The sequence below is a fragment of the Billgrantia zhangzhouensis genome, from assembly GCF_021404465.1.
Taxonomy (GTDB): domain Bacteria; phylum Pseudomonadota; class Gammaproteobacteria; order Pseudomonadales; family Halomonadaceae; genus Halomonas; species Halomonas zhangzhouensis.
This window is the reverse complement of sequence record NZ_JABFTT010000002.1, coordinates 118,954-137,417: the sequence shown is the minus strand read 5'-3', so window position 1 is coordinate 137,417 and position 18,464 is coordinate 118,954. Positions and strand designations below refer to the sequence as shown.

Below are 18,464 nucleotides of genomic sequence, written 5' to 3'. Positions count from 1 at the left end.
AGGTTGCGGCCCGTTGGCCTCGCGTCAGGGAACGGCCTGCTCAGGCAGGCACGGACAGGTTCCTGCGGCGCTCAGGTCTCGGAGGTCTTGTAGGCCTCGGTGGTCTTGTAGGCATAGTGGTAATAACCGTAGCCATAGCTAGTGGCGGCCTTGCGCTCGATGGCATTGAGGATGCCGCCCTTGACCGTGACGCCGCTGCTCTCGAGGCGACGAATGGCCACGTCGACCTCGCGCGGCGGGTTGAGCCCGTAGCGCGCCACCATCAGCGTGGTGCCGCAGTGATGGCCGATGATGGCGGCATCGGTTACGGCAAGGATTGGCGGCGTATCCACGATGATCAGGTCGAAGCGCTCGCTCAACGCCTCGAGCAAACGCGCGAAGCGCTCGCTCATCAGCAGCTCGGCGGGATTGGGCGGCGCCTTGCCGCGCGCCACGTAGCTCAGCCCATTGATCGGCGATTGGCGGATGACCTGGTCGAGCTCGGCCTTGTTGGCGAGAACTTCCGACAATCCGCCCTTGCTGTCGGCGTTGAAGGCAGTGTGCACGTGGCCCTTGCGCATGTCGGCATCCAGGATCAGCACGCGCCGATCGCTCTGGGCGATGACCGCACCCAGGTTGACGCTGATGAAGCTCTTGCCGATGTTCGGACTCGGCCCGGTGATCATCAGCCGGTTGTCGTTGGCCTCGAGCATGGCGAAGTGCAGCGAGGTACGCAGGCCGCGCAGGGCCTCGACGGCGGTGTCGTCGGGAGCGTTCTGGGCCAGTACCCCACAGGTCACGGCTCGACCGCGGCGCCGATTATGGCGCTTGACCCGCCGCACCAGCTTCTGCTGGTCGTCGGAGAGCGGGACGGTGGCATAGATCGGCAGGCCGAGATCCTCGATCTGCTCCGCGCTCTCCACGCCGCGGTTGAGGATGCTGCGCACGATGACGAATGCCACCGCCAGGAAGGCGCCCACCAGAGTCAGCATGGCCACCGTTACCGGCTTGCGCGGCTCCACCGGTCCCGGCTGGGCGACGGCATCGTCGAGGATGCGCACGTTGCCCACGGTGCTGGCTTTGGTGATGCTCATCTCCTGAATCTTGTTGAGCAGCTGCACATAGACCTGCTGGGTCACTTCCACGTCACGCGACATACGCAGGATCTGCTGCTGGGTCTCGGGCAGATCGTGGATGCGCTCATTGAGCCGCTCGCGATCGCGCTCCAGGTTGCTGCGCTTCTCCATCATTGCCGCATAGAGCGGGTGCGAGGCGTTGTAGCGCCGGCTCAGCTCGGCCTGCTCCATCTCCAGCTCACTGAGTCGGGCATCGAGATCCACCACGCGGTCCAGCACCGAGCGAGTCTCGATATTGAGGTCGACACTCTCGTGCTGCATGCGGAAGGCGTTCAGCGCATCCTCGGCGGTGGCCAACTCAGTACGCACCTGCGGCACCTGCGCCTCGAGGAATTCGAGACTCTGCTCCGCCTCGGCGCTCTGGCGCTCAACGTTCTGGGTCAGGTAGATCTGTCCGATGACGCTCAGGGTACGCTGGGCGCGACGGGGATCCTCATCGAGTAGGGTCATGTTGAACACGCCGCTGTCACGGCCGCGTTGCGCGACACTGAAGCGTGAACGGAGCTGGTTGATGGCGGCCAGGCGGGTGCGTCTCACCACGGTGAATTCGGCGCCCTCGCCGGCTTCCAGCTCGGCCACGCGCAGCTCTATGCCTCCATCAACGAAACTCTCGGTGGTACCGACGCGTCCCTCACCGAGCAGCTCCTCGCCGTGGTAGAGCCGATAGCCATCGTCGACGCCGGCCACCAGTCGCAGCGCTCGCCCCAGCCACTCGTGATCGACACGCAGCTCGCCGACGTTGAGATATTCACCGGCCCATACACTGCGGCGCGCGAACTCAGGCCGCTCCATGCCCCGCCGCACCAGATAGCCGCCAACGACCGGGAAGCGGGTCGGTATCACATCGATGTCGAGGCGCTCCTGGTCGACCGCCTGGCCAAGCACCATGCGCGAGCGCAGGATTTCCAGCTCGGCATCGGCCTTGGGCTCCTCGCCCAGGATAGAACGCACCTCGGCGAGAGGATTGCTCAATCCGGTCTTGCCTTCCACCTGGACCAGCGCATCGGCGCGGAAGATCGGCGTGGCCAGCTGCACATGCACGACGGCAGCCAGAGCGAAGACAGCCGTCACCACCATGATCAACCACTTGTTGTCCAGCAGAACGCCGAACAGCCTGCCCAGATCGATGTCGTCATACCCCGGGCGCGAGCCCGTCTTCGTCTCTTTCACCATTGATAGCGTCCTGGCGTGAATAAGGTGGGTCGTTCGCGTCAGCCTCGAGGGCTACCGAGGCGTGACTGCCACAGCCGTGCCGCTTCGGTGAGCTGTCGATGCACGCGCACAAAGACCTCCTCGTTCCTGCGATAGGGGTCGGGGATGTCTGTCCCCTTGCCCGTCTCACTCGGCAGCCAGCGCCCGAAGCACATGGTCTTGCCGGTGGCGAAGGGAAAACGCTCGGCAAGGGCGAGACGCTGCCCCTCGCTCATGACCAGAATCAGGTCGGCATCTCTGATCATTCCGGCGTCGATCTGGCGCGCCCGGTGATCGGAAAGATCGAGCCCGTCGGCTTCCGCCAGTCGCGCAGCAGTGGGCTCCGCACTGTGCCCCACCAGAGCCCCCAGCCCCGCCGAGGCGATGCGATGACCGGGCAGCGCCCGCTTGAGCAGCGCCTCCCCGACCGGGCTGCGACAGATATTGCCGGTGCACACCACCAGAACCTCCTGAAACATGCCTCCCCCCTACTCGCCGATACGTTCCAGTTCACGCCCAGTTCGGGTGGTCTGGTAGATGCTGCTGACCGTGGGCAGGAGTTGGCGCACCACCCGGTTCCAGCGTCCCAGCGGCGTCGTGGTGACGTACACCACGTCGGTGGGCTGCAGGGTGAACTCGGCCCCCAACATCAAGGCGGTCGCGTTACGCGCATCGAGCTGGTAGACCGTGGCAAGCTTGTCGCTGTCCGCGGGAGCCCGGCGGATGACGAAGATGCCCGAGGCGTTGGCATTACCCTCGTTCATACCGCCGGCCTCGGAGAGCGCATCGGTCAGCGTGAGCCGGCTTGCCCCCATGGGCAGGCTTTGCGGCTCGCGCACCTCGCCCATGACGTAGACCTTCTGGTCGCTGTTGTCGGGAACATGCAGGACATCGCCGTCGCGCAGCAGCAGGTTCTGGTCGAGGCGCCCGCGATTGAGCATCTCGTGCAGGGAAACGCGAATTTCCTCTCCGTCCCGCGTCAGCAGGACATCGTGCCAGTTGGCATGCTCCGCCAAGCCGCCGGACAGGTTGATCGCATCGAGCACGCTTATTGGTACGTTTCGAATTGCCAGCGGGCCGGGATCCTGCACCGCACCGGTGACGTTCACTTTCTGCGAGTTGTATTGGGCGACCTGGACTTCGACCTGAGGCATGGCCACATAGGGCTCCAACCCCCGGGCGATGATGTCGCGCACCTCGCGCACCGTACGCCCCTCCACCGGAATGCGGCCGATAAAGGGATAGAAGATGGTGCCGTCGCTATGCACGGTGTTACCCGATTCCGCGGCACTGCGCTCGCCGCCGGCGGGAATCGTCAGCTCCGGATGGCCATAAACGATGACCGTGAGCACATCGCCCTTGCCGATGTGGTAGTCATAGCCGCTGACACCCTCGCGCAGCGCCTCGCTGACCTTGCCGAACTCCTCCGACGTCCGGGCTGCCTCGGCCTCCTGCCGCTGGCTGCGCACCAGCCCGAAGGTAATGGGCTCGATATCGACCAGATCGTCGATCGGGGCGGAATCGGCTCGATAATCGATATGCCCGCCGGGAGCAAAGGCGCATCCACCCAGGGCAAACAGCCCGAATACGAAAAGCACACGACCCATCCGGGGTCGCAGGAAGTAGTAATTCATCGACTCTTCACTCGCTGGCCATTATTAACCTTTACCCTGCCTGGCTCTTTAAGACGTCATTACATGTCACTCTTATTACGCACTCAATGTCGCCAACCGGTGACACAGAAAGAAACACATAACTCACACCTTTCTCCTACACATTTCTTACCATGACACTCTTTTTAGACACTCGCGTTGTCGTTCGGCGACATTCGCCAGCTTAAACTGTCGCCCGACTTCGACACTTTGAACCCCAAGGACCCAAACCAAAGTATTCTCAGCCTCTTTCGAAACGCTCTTTTTCATGAGACCCACGTGGGCACGCTACCGCCACGAGGTTAAACGACAATCCCCGAAGCCAACCGCAATGCCTTGACCCGCAAGGCACAATCCAACCAACGGCATAAGCCGTGGCACGATGAAAACTCAAGGAGATCGATAAGACAGAGCCCTCACTTCCATGCAAGGAGCCAAGTTGACGAGGTTAGAATAATCTTTTTTTTTGCTTGTCACTACCCCTGACCGGGCTTTACACATTTTTTTACCGTACTATACAAAAGTGAAAGCTAAAATAAGATAAGTTTCTTTCCAGCAATCTTCAATTGAGGTATCAATTCATCATCCCACCCCCCATGACATTAAAGTGTCGCGGGGGTAATTCTATTCTGGCCTATCTGAATTGCCTGCCACAGGCAGGCAGGCCGGATCGTGATTCCAAGTCGATATATGGAACGCATCATTCGGCCAATCGCCCCGCCGGTAATTGCCGGCGCAACAGAAGGAGCCATATCGATATGCTTGAAATCATGAGACTCGATCCCGCGAAGCTGCGACGACGCGTGGTCGCCCTGGCAAGCGTGACCCTGCTGGGCCTGGCGCCACTGGCCCTGGCTCAGCAAGCCTCGTTGCCCCAGGGAACACCCGGCGCCCCGGGAAATTCAGCCAACACCCCCGCACCAGCTGCGGTGGCAAGCGGCGGCCTCGCCACCGGCATTGGTGCTGGCGGCGAGGCTCCGGGCAATTCCGGTCAAGCTCTGGCCGGCGCCGTTAGCCGGGGAGCCGCCGGCATCGGCGTAGCAATCGGTGCTACCGGCACCGGCACGGGTACTGGCACCGGAACCGGTACCGGGACGCGCTGATGAGTCGTGACAGACGGTACAGAGAAGTTGGTGTGCCGATCCAGGACCGCCGCAAGGCGGTCCTGCTTTGGCGCTGGCTGTTACTGGGAGGAATGGTCGTGGGCCTTACGGCCTGCGCACAGGGCGGGCGGCTGACACCGATGGGAGCCACGCTGTTTGGCGACAGGCATGGCGAGGATCCAGCAGCCCAAGCAGAAGCCCTGCCCTATGCCTCGCTGGTGGCCCGCAGCCAGGGCAACCAGGCACTACTGATCATGGCACATCGCAGCGGAGAGCATGGCCGCGATACCTATTGGCAAGCCGGGGATCGCGCCACGCTACATCTGCGCGATGGCTTGCCCGCAAGCACGGCCGGCTTCGAGGAGATCCTGCTGGGACGGCAGCACTCAAGCGACACCGGCTCGAATCGCTACCGGGTCCATGCCCATTGGAGGGATGCCAGTGGGCAGGAATGGCAGGATGTGGCGACGGCGGAACGTACCTGCGAGCCGGCCCGGCCCGTCGAGCTACCCTTGATTCGCCTGGCACTGGAACGTTGTACGGAACGGCTCGACTGGGCGAGCCGCAATATGCATACCCGCGGGGTGTACTGGCGCGATCCGGTCAGCCTGCGGATCTGGGGGGGTGACATGGCGCTCTGGCCGGACGGTCCACGCCTGCGTTGGAAGGTGGCGAGACCCTGGTGGAGCGATGCCGAGGACACCGGACGCGACGTTGGGCAGGACGCTGAGCCCAACAGCACGTCATCGTCGTGACAAAGAGAACGAGCATGCCCCAACGTCACCACTCTCCTGCCTGCCACTGGTGCGCAGTCAGCCTGAGCGTACTACTGGCCGTTTTTCTGCCTCTACAGAGCAAAGCCGACGCCCCCCGGCTCTCGCACCTGTGGCTGGAGCAGCATGCGCTGCCAGAGGCGCCCGCCTATAGCTATTACCTGCTGACGCGGCACCAGGCACCGCAGCAACGCCAGGCAAGGCGCCTGCAGCAAGAACTGGCGACGCTGAGCGACTGGTACTCACTGGCCGGCCATACAGGAGCGGCCCTGGGCCTGCGCCAGTGGCAAACCGCGCTTGCCGAGCTGGAAGAGTCGCCCGGGCGCACACCGGGCAGGGCCGACCTTGCCGCCCTTCTCGCCTCGCCACAGCACGATCCTTTGCAGGAGAGGCTGGCCGAAGTCGGTCACTGTGTCATCCCCAATTGGATCGAACTGTGGCATTTCGGCGGCGTAACCCGGCACCGCTGGACTCCTGGCTTGAGTCTAGGCGACCTGCTTCGTCGTCAGCCGCGCTCTCATTGGTCCCGCGCCGACGAGGCCTGGCTGATCGCCCCGCAGAGCGAGCCCCGCCGTATCGGCATAGCGGCCTGGAATGCCGGCGATGCTCCGCTGGCCGCTGGCAGCAGGATCGCACTCGCACTTCCCGAGCCGGTACAGGAAGCCGACTGGATCAACCGGGCGCTACCCGGTTTTCTAGCGACCCGCCTTCCTGGCGATACCTGCCACACCATCGAGTTACCGGACGTGGCGGATCGAGCCGGCGCAGGAGGATCCACACGATGAAGCAGCCCGGCCTACGAACGCTGTCGTTCACTTCATTGGCCTTTGCCATAGCCGCCACCGGAGCAGCTGCCGCCGCCCCGGGCCAACCGCGCCTGGGCAATGGCCAGGGCGATTTCGGCGGTGTGGGTTTGATGCAGACCCCTAGCGCGCGAATGCAGCCGCTCGGCGGCTTCGCCTTCTCGCTTTCACGCACGGCACCCTATCGACGCTACAGTCTCTTTTTCCAGCCCACCGAATGGCTCGAAACCGGTTTTCGCTACATCGAGGTGGAGAATCGCCGCTACCTGGCCGCGACCGGCGATCGCAACAATCTCGACAAGGGCATCGACTTCAAGGTGAGGCTACGCGAGGAGGATCGCTACTGGCCGCAGATCGCCGTCGGCGCCCGCGACATCGGCGGCACCGGCCTGTTCGCGGGCGAATACCTGGTGGCCAACAAGCGCTGGTACGATTTCGATTTCTCCCTGGGGATCGGCTGGGGCTATCTCGGTAACCAGGAGGATTTCACCAACCCCTTGGCCCGACTCGACGAGCGTTTCGAACGACGCTCCGGGTTCTCCTCTGAGGATGACGGCGGTAGCGTCAACCTTGGCAGCCTGTTCAGCGGCCGCAGCGCCCTGTTCGGTGGTATCGAGTACCAGACCCCATGGGAGCCGCTGGTCCTGCAACTGGAGGTGGAAGGCAACGACTATCGGCACGAACCCCAGCGTAACCACCAACAGCAGGATTCACGCGTCAACCTCGGCGCTCGCCTGCAACTGACGGACAACATCGAACTCAAGGCCGGCTGGCAACGCGGCAATACCGCCATGCTCGGAATCAGCTTCTCAACCAATCTGGCCACCGTGTCCCAGGTCAAACGCGACCCGCCTCCAGCCGAACTGGCGGCAGCTCCCGCCACCCATGACGACGACTGGAACGGACTCAGTCGGGAACTGGAAGCCAACGCCGGCCTTGGCGTCTACCGAATCCGTCAAGACGGCTCCAGTGTCATGGTGGAGGGCGAGCCCACGCGCTACCGTTCCCTGGCCGAGAGCGAACAGCGCGCCGGGCGCCTGCTGCACAATCATCTGGGCAGCGAGGTGGAAACCTTCCGCTTCCGCTGGCACGAACGCGGCATGGCACTACGCGAAAGCGTGCACCAGCGCGACGACCTGGTCGCCGCCATTGATGCCAGCGAGCATGCCGTCGCCTATCGCCATGGGATCTACTCCCATGCCTTGCTTGAGCCCGAGCAGGGAGAGGTGCTGTACGAGTCCACGCCCCGCGGCTTCTCCTACAGTCTCGAACCGCAACTCGAACAGAACTTCGGCGGTCCGGACGGCTACCTCTATCGGCTCTCCGCCAACTTCGACAGCGAATACCGCTTCAACGCCAACGGCTGGCTCTCGGCCACGCTGAGCTACACGGTGGACGACAATCTCGACAAGTACCGCTACATCGGCCCGTCCGATCTGCCGCGGGTGCGAACCCACATCGGCGATTATCTGGCGGAAACCGACATCGGCATCAGCAACCTCCAGTACACCCATACCGACCACCTGGGCGGCGACTGGTATGCCATGGGTTATGGCGGCCTGCTCGAGACGATGTTCGCCGGTGTAGGCGGCGAACTGCTCTATCGCCCCTTCAACGGCGACGTGGCCGTCGGCCTCGATATCAACTGGGTCAAGCAGCGCGATTTCGACCAGCGCTTCGACATGCGCGACTACTCCACCTGGACGGGTCACCTGACCGGATACTGGCAGACCGATATCGAAGACGTGCTGGCCAAGGTCAGCGTGGGTCGCTACCTGGCCGGGGATCTCGGCATGACCTTCGATGTGTCCCGCGAGTTCGACTCCGGCATCAGGCTAGGAGGCTGGGCCACCTTCACCGATGCCGGCAGCGACTTCGGCGAGGGCAGCTTCGACAAGGGAATCTACCTCTCGCTGCCGCTGGATGCCTTCTTCGTCCGCTCCACCCGCCAGCGTGCGCAGCTGGCGTGGCGCCCGCTCACACGGGATGGCGGCGCCCAGTTGGCCCGCCGCCAGGCACTCTATGACCTTACCGAAGAGCGCAGCATGGGGCGCTATTGGGAGCAGCAGGCCGACATGATGCGTTAGGCACTTTAGGGAAACGGCACCGACCGCCGTAACGACGAAGACCACCGCAGCGATTGCGGTGGTCTTCAGGAAAGATAACGGTATAACTGTCTAGCGCTACGCTCAGCCGCGGTGATAGCCCGGCGCCACGAAGGGCATCTTGCTCACCAGCATGGGCAGCCGCTTGCCCCGTACCTCGGCATAGACGGTAGTACCGAGCTCGGCATGGGCGATGTCGACGTACCCCATGGCCACCGGCTTGCCTATGCTTGGCCCGAAGCCGCCCGACGTCACAGAGCCGATACGCTGGCCCTCTTCATCGAAGAGCTCGGTTCCCTCGCGTACCGGCGCGCGCCCCTCGCCCAGCAGGCCGACACGCTTGCGGCGATGATCCTTGGCATCGACCTGATGCAGGATCACGTCGGCCCCAGGGAAACCGGCCGAGCGCTCACCGCCGTGGCGACGCGGCTTGCCGATGGCCCAGATCAATCCAGCTTCCACCGGCGTGGTCCCGGTCTCAATATCGTGACCATAGAGACACAACCCAGCTTCCAACCGCAGGGAGTCCCGCGCACCTAGACCAATCGCCTCGACTTCCTCTTCCGCCAGCAGGCGGCGCGCCAATGCCTCGGTCTCGCTGGCCGGCACCGAGATCTCGAAACCGTCCTCGCCGGTATAGCCACTTCGGCTCACCCAGACGGACACGCCATCGATCTCGAAGCGTCCGTGCTGCATGAACACCATCTCGCAGGCCTGCGGGCAGTGCCGGCGCATGACGTCAGCGGCCTTGGGCCCCTGCAGCGCCAACAGGCCACGATCCAGCACTTCGATACGGTGCTCATCGTCGAGCCCCATCTCGAGCAGCGCGATATCCTGCTCCTTGCAGGCGGCGTTGACGACCAGATAGAGGCCCTCGCCAGGGTTGGCCACCATCAGATCATCGAGAATGCCCCCCTCCTGCCCCGTGAACAGGGCATAACGCTGCATGCCTTCAGGCAAGCCGACGATATCCGCACAGACCAGCGTCTCCAACGCTTCGGCGGGCCGCGGGCCTTGCAGCAGGATCTGTCCCATGTGAGAGACATCGAACAGGCCGCAGGCGCTACGGGTGTGCTCGTGCTCCTTCTTGACGCCGAGCGGATATTGCACCGGCATCTCGTAACCGGCGAAGGGCACCATCTTGCCCCCCAGTTCGAGATGCAGGTCAAACAGCGGCGTGCGCTTGAGTTGGCTCATGCAAATTCCTCGTGACATGATGGTGGGCAAAGGAGGCGAGACGAGGCGCACGTGGCGCCTCGTCGTACGCGAGCCTCCGATCCCCTGTTGTAGCCGAGTGCTAGGGTCGAGCGTTGTGGTCAAGATCCTCACCCGGCAGCACTTCCTTGCCGTCGAAGTAGTCGCGCGTGACCTTGAACACCACCGGTGACAGCAGCGCCAGGGCAATCAGGTTGGGAATGGCCATCATGGCGTTGAAGGTATCGGCCATCAACCAGATGAAGCCAAGCTGCGCAATCGCACCGAGCGGAATCGCCAGCACGAACAGCACCCGGTAAAGCATGATCGAACGGGTGCCGAACAGGAACTGGAAGCACTTCTCACCGTAGAACGACCAGCCCAGGATGGTGGTGAAAGCGAATACCGCCAGCGCCAGCGACACGATCTGATTGCCCCAGCCGGGCAACGCGGCATCGAAGGAGAGCGCCGTCAGTGAGGCGCCCGCCTCGCCCTCGACCCACACCGTGGAGGTCAGGATCACCAACGCGGTAATGGTGCAGATGATGATGGTATCGATGAAGGTACCGAGCATGGCGATCATACCCTGGCGTACCGGGTTGCGAGTCTTGGCCGCCGCGTGGGCAATGGGTGCACTCCCCAGGCCAGCCTCGTTGGAGAAGATACCGCGTGCCACGCCGAAGCGGATGGCCGCCATCACCGCGGCGCCGGCAAAGCCACCCATGGCCGCATGCGGGTTGAAGGCATAGTAGAAGATCATGCTGAAGGCATCGCCGATCTGGCCGGCATTGACGACCAACACTGCAAGGCCCGCCAGCACGTAGGCGATACCCATGATCGGCACCAGCTTGCCGGCCACCTTGGCGATGCGCTTGATACCGCCCAGGATCACGGCCCCTGCCAGCACCATGATGACGACGCCGGTGAGCCAGTGAGGAATGCCGAAGGTCGAATCCAGCGCATCGGCCACGGAGTTGGACTGCACGGTGTTGCCGATACCGAAAGCCGCCACGGCCCCGAAGAAGGCAAAGGCACCGCCCAGCCACAGCCATTTCCTGCCCAGGCCATTCTTGATGTAGAACATCGGCCCGCCGATGTGGTAGCCGGTGCTGTCGGTTTCGCGGTAACGCACCGCCAACACCGCCTCGGAGAACTTCGTGGCCATGCCGACCAGCGCAGTGATCCACATCCAGAACACCGCACCGGGGCCACCCAGCGCGATGGCAGTGGCCACCCCGGCAATGTTACCGGTGCCGATGGTGGCAGAGAGCGCTGTCATCAACGCATTGAAGGGCGAGATCTCACCCTCTTCATCCGCTTTCTTGGCCTCGCCAGGCGCGGGCTTGGCATCACGCCCCTGCCACATCAGCTTGAAGCCGGTGCCCAGCTTGCGGATGGGCATCAGCTTCAAGCCGATCTGCAGGTAGAGACCCACCCCAAGCAGCAGGATGAGCATCAACGGTCCCCAGACCACGCCGTTGATGGAGGTGAAGATCGAAGTCAAGGTTTCCACGAACGTTTCCCTCTGTTGTACGGACTGTTTTTGTTGCCTTTCTCGAAGTATCGATACGTCGAGACGGCGTACCATAGCGGAAAATGCCAGGAAAGCACCACCTCGACGAAATGCCTGCTGCACACTTCTCGACGAGTATTGCGTCTGCGCTAGCTTAGCCCGTGTTTCGTATCGGAAACAAATGTCAGCGCCACATCAACTTTCAGATTGGCGACATGCCTCGGGAGCCGGGGCTACGACAGCGTTCCTTGGTTAGATTAGTGAGCCATGGCAGCAGTGTCGAATTACCGTCGCCATGCCTCGCGTCATCTACCATAGACGAATGGGACTAGACGCTCGTCCCGGGGCGCGCCACGCTATGGATGCGACGAGTCGAGACTGGCCTGGAAGAGGGCCCGCCTTCAGGCTCGCCAAACGCCGCCAATGGCGTTAGCATTCGCCCAGTCGGAAAACCTTTTCTTATAGGAAAATCATCATGAGCTCGATTCCTGCCAACCTGCGCTACAACGACAGTCATGAATGGGTGCTGGACAACGGCGACGGCACCGTCACCATCGGCATCACCGATCATGCTCAGGAAGCCCTGGGAGACGTCGTCTTCGTCGAGCTTCCCGAGGTCGGCCGCACCCTGGAAAAGGGCGAAGAGTTCGGCGTAATCGAGTCGGTCAAGGCGGCTTCCGACCTCTACGCCCCGTTGGCCGGCGAGATCGTCGAGGTCAACGAGACACTGGAGGACGCGCCTGAAACCGTCAACGAATCTCCTTACGAGAAGGGTTGGATCATGAAGGTTCGCGTCGAGAATGCAGCCGCAGTGGAAGCCCTGCTGGATGCCGATGCCTACCAGGCCGTGGTCGACAGCGAAGCCTGAACGCAACGTCCCGGCGCGCCCGGCCGAGCGGCCGGGTTCCTTTCTTCCTTTACATGTCTCAACGACAGGGTTCTCCATGGTTAACGACACCCGCCGCCTGGCCGAACTGGCCGATCATGACGCCTTCATCCGCCGCCACAACGGCCCCGGAGCCGAAGATGTAGCCGCCATGCTGGCGGCGCTGGACATGGACAGCCTCGATACTCTGGTCGAACGTACCGTACCGGCGGACATCCGCCTGGGCCGCGAGCTGGATCTCGATCCGCCACGCAGCGAAGCCGAAGCGCTCGACTATCTCAAGCGCCTGGCGCGCCAGAACAAGGTCTTCAAGACCTATATCGGCCAGGGTTACTACAACACGCATGTGCCCGCCGTGATCCAGCGCAACGTGCTGGAGAACCCGGGCTGGTACACCGCCTACACGCCCTACCAGCCGGAAATCGCCCAGGGCCGCCTCGAGGGCCTGCTCAATTTCCAGCAGATGGTGATGGACCTCACCGGCATGGAGCTGGCCAACGCCTCGCTGCTCGACGAGGCCACCGCCGCCGCCGAGGCTATGGCGCTGTGTCAGAGGGCCAACAAGAAATCCAAGAGCAACGCCTTCTTCGTTGCCGATGACGTGCTGCCGCAAACATTGGATGTGGTACGTACCCGCGCCCACTACTTCGGTTTCGAACTGATCGTCGGCCCCGCCGAAAGCCTGGCCGAGCACGACGTATTCGGTGCCCTGCTGCAGTATCCCGGCGAGAGCGGCCAAGTCCACGACCTCGCCCCGCTGCTCGCCACCGCACGCGAAAAGCACGTGATGACCTGCGTGGCCGCCGACATCATGAGCCTGGTGCTGCTCAAGGAACCCGGTGCACTGGGTGCCGACATCGTGGTCGGCAACACCCAGCGCTTCGGCGTACCGATGGGCTACGGCGGTCCCCACGCTGCCTACTTCGCCACTACCGACAAGCTCAAGCGCTCGATCCCGGGCCGCATCATCGGCGTGTCCAAGGATGCCCGCGGCAACACCGCCCTGCGCATGGCCATGCAGACCCGTGAGCAGCACATCCGTCGCGAGAAGGCCACCTCCAACATCTGTACCGCCCAGGCACTGCTGGCCAACATCGCCGGCTTCTATGCCGTCTATCACGGTGCCGAAGGCCTCACCACCATCGCCACGCGCATCCACCGCCTCACCACCATCCTGGCCGAAGGGCTCAAGGCCAAAGGGGTGGCGCTGGTACACGATAGCTGGTTCGATACCCTGCGCCTGACCGGCGTCGATGCCGGCAAGATCCATGGCCGCGCTCTGACCCACGAGATCAACCTGCGCTATTTCGACAATGGCGACATCGGTGTCAGCCTGGACGAAACCACGACCGCCCACGATCTCGACGTGTTGTTCGACGTGCTGCTCGACGAAGAGCACGGTCTCTCGATCAGCGCGCTGGACGAGCAGGTAGCCAGCCAAGGCATCAGCGGCATTCCCGCCGCCAGCCGTCGCCAGAGCGAGTTCCTGACACATCCGACCTTCCAGCGCTACCGCAGCGAAACCGAGATGCTGCGCTATCTCAAGCGCCTCGAGAACAAGGATCTTTCGCTCACCCATGCGATGATCCCGCTAGGCTCGTGCACCATGAAACTCAACGCCACCAGCGAGATGATTCCCATTACCTGGCCCGAGTTCGGTCAGCTGCATCCCTTCGTACCGCAGGATCAGGCGGTCGGCTACAAGCAGATGATCGACGAGCTGGCGGCCTTCCTGGTCGAGATCACCGGCTACGACCACATCTCGATGCAGCCAAACTCCGGCGCCCAGGGCGAATACGCCGGTCTGGTGGCCATCCGCCGCTATCAGGCCGCCCAGGGCGAAGGGCATCGCGACGTGTGCCTCATCCCCAGTTCCGCCCATGGCACCAACCCCGCCTCCGCCGCCATGGCGCAGATGAAGGTGGTGGTGGTCGAGTGCGACGAAATGGGTAACATCGATCTCGACGACCTGCGCGCCAAGGCCGCACAGCACAGCGCAGCCCTGTCGGCAATCATGCTCACCTACCCCTCGACCCATGGCGTATTCGAGGAGGGCGTCCGCGAGGCGTGCGCCATCGTTCATCGCCACGGCGGCCAGGTCTACATCGACGGTGCCAACATGAACGCCCAGGTCGGCCTGTCCCGCCCCGGCGACTTCGGCGGCGATGTCAGTCACCTCAACCTGCACAAGACGTTCTGCATCCCACATGGCGGCGGCGGTCCAGGCATGGGTCCGATCGGCGTCAAGGCACATCTGGCGCCCTACGTCTCCAACCACGTGGTGACACCCATTGCCGGTGTCAACGAGAACTGTGGCGCCGTCTCCGCGGCAGCCTACGGCAGCGCCTCGATCCTGCCGATCTCCTGGGCCTACATCAAGATGATGGGCGCGCGCGGCCTGCGCCAGGCAACCGAACTGGCCATCCTCAACGCCAACTACGTCGCCAAGCGTCTCGAGCAGCACTACCCGGTGCTCTACCGCGGTGTCAATGGCACCGTGGCGCATGAGTGCATCATCGACATCCGCCCACTCAAGGCGGCCTCCGGCATCAGCGAGGAGGACATCGCCAAGCGCCTGATGGACTACGGCTTCCATGCACCGACCATGTCCTTCCCGGTGCCAGGCACGCTGATGGTGGAGCCCACCGAGTCGGAGTCGCGCTACGAGATCGACCGTTTCTGCGACGCCATGATCGCCATCCGCGAGGAGATCGCGAAGGTCGAGAGCGGCGAGTGGCCGGCCGACGACAACCCGCTGGTGAACGCACCGCATACCATGGCCGACATGATGGATTCGGGCTGGGAGCGTTCCTACTCCCGCGAGGTCGGCGCCTTCCCCGCGGAAGCGGTCAAGGCAGCCAAGTACTGGCCGGCGGTCAATCGCGTCGACAACGTCTTCGGTGACCGCCAGTTGATCTGCTCCTGCCCCAGCATCGACGATTACCGCGACTGACGCGTCGCCGACTGCAGCAGCAAAGCGAAACGGCCCGCCGAGCGATCGGCGGGCCGTTTGCCCACCTACAGCGGCGACACGATATCCCCATGCCCGAAACGCTCGCGCATGCGCTGCTCGCGGAATCCCTCCAGCAACCGCACATAGCGACGCGGTATCTTGGCACCGGAGCGGCTGACCAGGTGCAGCGTCTCGTATTCGGTCACCGGCAGGTCGAGTTCCTTGACCTGGCGCTGCCAGGGCGAGGTTTCCAGTACCAGTCGCGACACCACGGTAAACCCAAGGCCACGAGCCACCGCATCCAGCACCATTCCCACCTCGTTGGTAAAGCCCTGGCGGCGGAACTGGCTCATGGAGCGAAACTCGTCGGGAAAGTTGCTGCGCAATAGTGCCCCCGCATGATTGATGCCGTCGGAGTAGTTGAGGAAGCCGATACCCATCAGCTCGGTGAGCGACGTACCGGCGAAATCGGCCGGCACCACAAGACACAGCGGCTCCTGATGCCAAAGCCGACACTCCAACTCCGGGTGTCGAATCGTTTCGGTGACGATCCCCAGGTCGTGACGCCCCGCCAGCACATCGGAGGCGATCTCGTGGCTGAAGGCGAAGCTGTAGTTGACCGTCAGCCCGGGCGACATCTGCTGCTGACCGAGAATATAGGGGTAGAACATCAGACCGACGCTGCCCGGCGAGGCAATCCGGCACTCTCCGGTATCGAGCGCGTCGTCATCGAGCGAGTGGCGAAACTGCTCGTGCTCGGAGAACAGCCTCAGGCCGTAGTCATAGGCCCGCCGCCCGGCCTCGGTCAGTGTGAAGCGTCGTCCTTGGCGCTCCAGCAGCGGCTTGTCGAGATACTGCTCAAGCTTGCGCACATGTTGGCTGACGCCAGGTTGCGTCATGTCGAGGTGTCGTGCGGTGCGCGTGAAGCTACCCGTTTCGACCAGTGTGATGAAGGTGCGGAAATACTGGGCGTTGAACATGGCACATCGCTTGAAGTCAGGGACGAGGTCGAAACCGGATCGCTTAATCCTACCACTGCATGCCCAGTGCTGCAGCGCTGCGCCGTGTCAGCCGCCGTGATAGCATCGCATTACGACTCGATGAAGAATGAATGACTCTCCTGTCGGCCCAGCCACGTGCTGGCATCCACCGGCCTCGACGGGAGACTCCGACGACCCAAGGATCGTTGCATGCCCGATACTATCTCCACCACCGTTTCTCCCCTGCGAAGCCTGGAAGTGCTTTCGCAACATGAGGTCAATCGCCTGCGCGATACCTCCAAGGCCGGCCTGCACGACCTGCTGCGGCGCTGCTCGCTTGCCGTCCTCAGCTCCGGCAGCATGACCGACGACAGCCTGGTACTGATGGAGACCTATCATGACTTCGATATCGAAGTGATCCAGCAGGACCGCGGCATTCGCCTCAAGTTGACCAATGCCCCGGCCGAAGCCTTCGTCGATGGCAAGATGATCCTCGGCATTCGCGAGCATCTTTCCTCGGTGCTGCGCGATATCGTCTATGTCTACAACGAAATTCAGCGCCACTCCCGCTTCGACCTGACCACCGGAGAAGGTACCACCAACGCGGTGTTTCATATCCTGCGCAAGGCCGGCACGATGAAACCCGGGCGCGATCCCGGTATCGTGGTGTGTTGGGGCGGGCACTCCATCACCCGCGAGGAGTACGAGTACACCAAGGACGTCGGCTATCAGCTTGGCCTGCGCGAACTGGATATCTGCACCGGCTGCGGCCCCGGCGCCATGAAGGGGCCGATGAAAGGGGCCAACCTGGCCCATGCCAAGCAGCGTATCGCCGACGGTCGCTATCTGGGTGTCTCCGAGCCGGGCATCATCGCCGCCGAAGCACCCAACCCGCTGGTCAACGAGCTGGTGGTCATGCCCGACATCGAAAAGCGCCTGGAGGCCTTCGTGCGGCTCGGCCATGGCATCGTGGTCTTCCCTGGAGGCGTCGGTACCGCCGAGGAGATCCTCTACCTGCTGGGCATTCTGCTCCACCCCGATAATGACGACATGGCCTTGCCGGTCATCTTCACCGGCCCCGCCAATTCGGCCGAGTACTTCCAGCGGATCGACGAATTCCTGGTCTACACCTTGGGCGAGGCGGCACGCAGCAAGTACCGCATCATTGTCGATGACCCCATCGAGGTCGCCCGCACCATGCGCCAGGGCATCGACAGCGTCACGGAGTTCCGTCGCGCCCACCAGGACGCCTTCCATTTCAACTGGCGCCTGACCATCGCCCGCGATTTCCAGGAAACGTTCGAGCCCACCCACGAGGCCATGGCCGGCCTGGCGCTTCATCGCAATCAGCCGGTGCACGAGCTGGCGGCCAACCTGCGCCGGGCATTCTCGGGCATTGTGGCGGGTAACGTGAAGGAACGCGGCCTACGTGCCATCGAGGCCCACGGCCCCTTCCAACTGCACGCCGAGTCGGAATTGATGCGTCGCCTGGACGAGTTGCTCGGCTCCTTCGTCGCCCAGGGTCGCATGAAGCTGCCCGGGCAGGAGTACGTGCCCTGTTACCGGCTGGTTTGAGGGTACACGACCGCACCCTCACCAGGCCAAGCGGCGCCGCGCATGGCACCGCTTGGCTGCGCTAGGTTTTGTACGAAAAGTCGGCGAGCGATGGCCAGGGCTAGGCCCGTTCCCTACGGGCCAACGCACTTCCCACATCCCTGTGGGTCGCAAGGCAAAAATCGGCGAAAAGACGGAGTTTACGGGGTGTAAATGAGTACTTTGAGCCGATTTTTAACGCCGTATGGGCGAGCGCAGACAGTTTTCGTACAGAGCCTATTCGGCAGGACGCCACCATAGCCACACGGCATACAACAGCAGCCCCAGGGTGGCCCCATGTGCAATCAGCAGCTGCCAGCTGATCCAGGCGGTGAATAGCGCATGCCATAGGCCCATCGCCCCCAAGCCCACTACCAGTGACACGCACAGACGCTTGCCCAATCCGGGCAGCCTACCCCGCTCACCGGCATCGAGCATGCGCCAGTTCATCACAGCCACCGCGGCAACCACCAGCAAGGCAATCGTGATCAGGTTCAGGCGGTTCTCATGGCCGCCGGCAAGGTAGCGCGGCACAGTGGCCAGCATCAGGACCAGCAGCCCCACCAACAGGCTCAGTCGCTCCGCGGTCGGTGTCGCACTCAT

General features: G+C 63.1%; 14 protein-coding genes. 7 read left to right on the top strand and 7 right to left on the bottom strand.

Annotation, left to right across the window (positions count from 1 at the left end; translation table 11 throughout):
* Window positions 1-71: 71 nt before the first annotated feature.
* The 3 genes from HOP51_RS02515 to HOP51_RS02505 are packed head-to-tail and all read right to left on the bottom strand — an operon-like array spanning window position 72 to window position 3,913.
* Entirely contained in the window at window positions 72-2,288 is a 2,217-nt protein-coding gene (locus HOP51_RS02515) for a polysaccharide biosynthesis tyrosine autokinase (RefSeq protein ID WP_234272368.1), read from the bottom strand.
* Window positions 2,289-2,326: 38 nt separating this feature from the next.
* Entirely contained in the window at window positions 2,327-2,785 is a 459-nt protein-coding gene (locus HOP51_RS02510; protein WP_234272367.1) for a low molecular weight protein-tyrosine-phosphatase, read from the bottom strand.
* Between the two features lie 9 nt (window positions 2,786-2,794).
* A complete protein-coding gene (locus HOP51_RS02505; RefSeq protein ID WP_234272611.1) occupies window positions 2,795-3,913 on the bottom strand; it encodes a polysaccharide export protein in 1,119 nt (372 codons plus the stop codon).
* Window positions 3,914-4,716: 803 nt separating this feature from the next.
* On the opposite strand from HOP51_RS02505, the gene HOP51_RS02500 reads away from it, so the two are divergent.
* Genes HOP51_RS02500 through HOP51_RS02485 form a run of 4 tightly spaced genes read left to right on the top strand, consistent with a single transcriptional unit; the run spans window position 4,717 to window position 8,724 of the window.
* Window positions 4,717-5,061, top strand: coding sequence for a hypothetical protein (locus HOP51_RS02500; protein ID WP_234272366.1), 345 nt, complete (start codon window positions 4,717-4,719; stop codon window positions 5,059-5,061).
* A 32-nt stretch (window positions 5,062-5,093) separates the two neighbouring features.
* Window positions 5,094-5,816, top strand: coding sequence for a YjbF family lipoprotein (locus tag HOP51_RS02495; protein ID WP_234272365.1), 723 nt, complete (start codon window positions 5,094-5,096; stop codon window positions 5,814-5,816).
* A gap of 14 nt (window positions 5,817-5,830) precedes the next feature.
* Window positions 5,831-6,619 (top strand): capsule biosynthesis GfcC family protein, encoded by a 789-nt coding sequence (locus HOP51_RS02490; protein ID WP_234272364.1) that lies wholly within the window; start codon window positions 5,831-5,833, stop codon window positions 6,617-6,619.
* Window positions 6,616-8,724, top strand: coding sequence for a YjbH domain-containing protein (locus HOP51_RS02485; protein ID WP_234272363.1), 2,109 nt, complete (start codon window positions 6,616-6,618; stop codon window positions 8,722-8,724). Before HOP51_RS02490 ends, HOP51_RS02485 begins: the two co-directional genes overlap by 4 nt.
* A gap of 102 nt (window positions 8,725-8,826) precedes the next feature.
* Here HOP51_RS02485 and gcvT read toward each other — a convergent pair whose 3' ends face one another.
* Both gcvT and HOP51_RS02475 read right to left on the bottom strand, forming a co-directional pair.
* The gene (gene gcvT, locus HOP51_RS02480; RefSeq protein ID WP_234272362.1) at window positions 8,827-9,939 is read right to left on the bottom strand and encodes a glycine cleavage system aminomethyltransferase GcvT; all 1,113 of its coding nucleotides are present in this window, start codon (window positions 9,937-9,939) and stop codon (window positions 8,827-8,829) included.
* Between the two features lie 100 nt (window positions 9,940-10,039).
* Window positions 10,040-11,449 (bottom strand): alanine/glycine:cation symporter family protein, encoded by a 1,410-nt coding sequence (locus tag HOP51_RS02475; RefSeq protein WP_234272361.1) that lies wholly within the window; start codon window positions 11,447-11,449, stop codon window positions 10,040-10,042.
* A gap of 475 nt (window positions 11,450-11,924) precedes the next feature.
* Here HOP51_RS02475 and gcvH point away from each other — a divergent pair, with 475 nt between their 5' ends.
* The gene (gene gcvH / locus HOP51_RS02470; RefSeq protein WP_234272360.1) at window positions 11,925-12,317 is read left to right on the top strand and encodes a glycine cleavage system protein GcvH; all 393 of its coding nucleotides are present in this window, start codon (window positions 11,925-11,927) and stop codon (window positions 12,315-12,317) included.
* A 76-nt stretch (window positions 12,318-12,393) separates the two neighbouring features.
* Entirely contained in the window at window positions 12,394-15,288 is a 2,895-nt protein-coding gene (gene gcvP, locus HOP51_RS02465; protein ID WP_234272359.1) for an aminomethyl-transferring glycine dehydrogenase, read from the top strand.
* Between the two features lie 65 nt (window positions 15,289-15,353).
* Here gcvP and HOP51_RS02460 read toward each other — a convergent pair whose 3' ends face one another.
* Entirely contained in the window at window positions 15,354-16,268 is a 915-nt protein-coding gene (locus HOP51_RS02460) for a LysR family transcriptional regulator (RefSeq protein ID WP_234272358.1), read from the bottom strand.
* 210 nt (window positions 16,269-16,478) lie between these two features.
* Between HOP51_RS02460 and ppnN the strand changes: the two genes are divergently transcribed.
* Complete coding sequence (ppnN, locus tag HOP51_RS02455; RefSeq protein ID WP_267957581.1) at window positions 16,479-17,843, top strand: nucleotide 5'-monophosphate nucleosidase PpnN; 1,365 nt, start codon at window positions 16,479-16,481, stop codon at window positions 17,841-17,843.
* A 255-nt stretch (window positions 17,844-18,098) separates the two neighbouring features.
* On the opposite strand, the gene HOP51_RS02450 is transcribed toward ppnN, so the two are convergent.
* Window positions 18,099-18,464, bottom strand: coding sequence for a hypothetical protein (locus tag HOP51_RS02450; RefSeq protein WP_234272357.1), 366 nt, complete (start codon window positions 18,462-18,464; stop codon window positions 18,099-18,101).

Coding starts and splice junctions, on each gene's coding strand:
- HOP51_RS02515 (WP_234272368.1), bottom strand. CDS start 2,288: ATGGTGAAAGAGACGAAGACGGGCTCGCGCCCGGGGTATGACGACATC.
- HOP51_RS02510 (WP_234272367.1), bottom strand. CDS start 2,785: ATGTTTCAGGAGGTTCTGGTGGTGTGCACCGGCAATATCTGTCGCAGC.
- HOP51_RS02505 (WP_234272611.1), bottom strand. CDS start 3,913: ATGGGTCGTGTGCTTTTCGTATTCGGGCTGTTTGCCCTGGGTGGATGC.
- HOP51_RS02500 (WP_234272366.1), top strand. CDS start 4,717: ATGCTTGAAATCATGAGACTCGATCCCGCGAAGCTGCGACGACGCGTG.
- HOP51_RS02490 (WP_234272364.1), top strand. CDS start 5,831: ATGCCCCAACGTCACCACTCTCCTGCCTGCCACTGGTGCGCAGTCAGC.
- HOP51_RS02485 (WP_234272363.1), top strand. CDS start 6,616: ATGAAGCAGCCCGGCCTACGAACGCTGTCGTTCACTTCATTGGCCTTT.
- gcvT (WP_234272362.1), bottom strand. CDS start 9,939: ATGAGCCAACTCAAGCGCACGCCGCTGTTTGACCTGCATCTCGAACTG.
- gcvH (WP_234272360.1), top strand. CDS start 11,925: ATGAGCTCGATTCCTGCCAACCTGCGCTACAACGACAGTCATGAATGG.
- gcvP (WP_234272359.1), top strand. CDS start 12,394: ATGGTTAACGACACCCGCCGCCTGGCCGAACTGGCCGATCATGACGCC.
- HOP51_RS02460 (WP_234272358.1), bottom strand. CDS start 16,268: ATGTTCAACGCCCAGTATTTCCGCACCTTCATCACACTGGTCGAAACG.
- ppnN (WP_267957581.1), top strand. CDS start 16,479: ATGCCCGATACTATCTCCACCACCGTTTCTCCCCTGCGAAGCCTGGAA.
- HOP51_RS02450 (WP_234272357.1), bottom strand. CDS start 18,464: ATGAGTGCGACACCGACCGCGGAGCGACTGAGCCTGTTGGTGGGGCTG.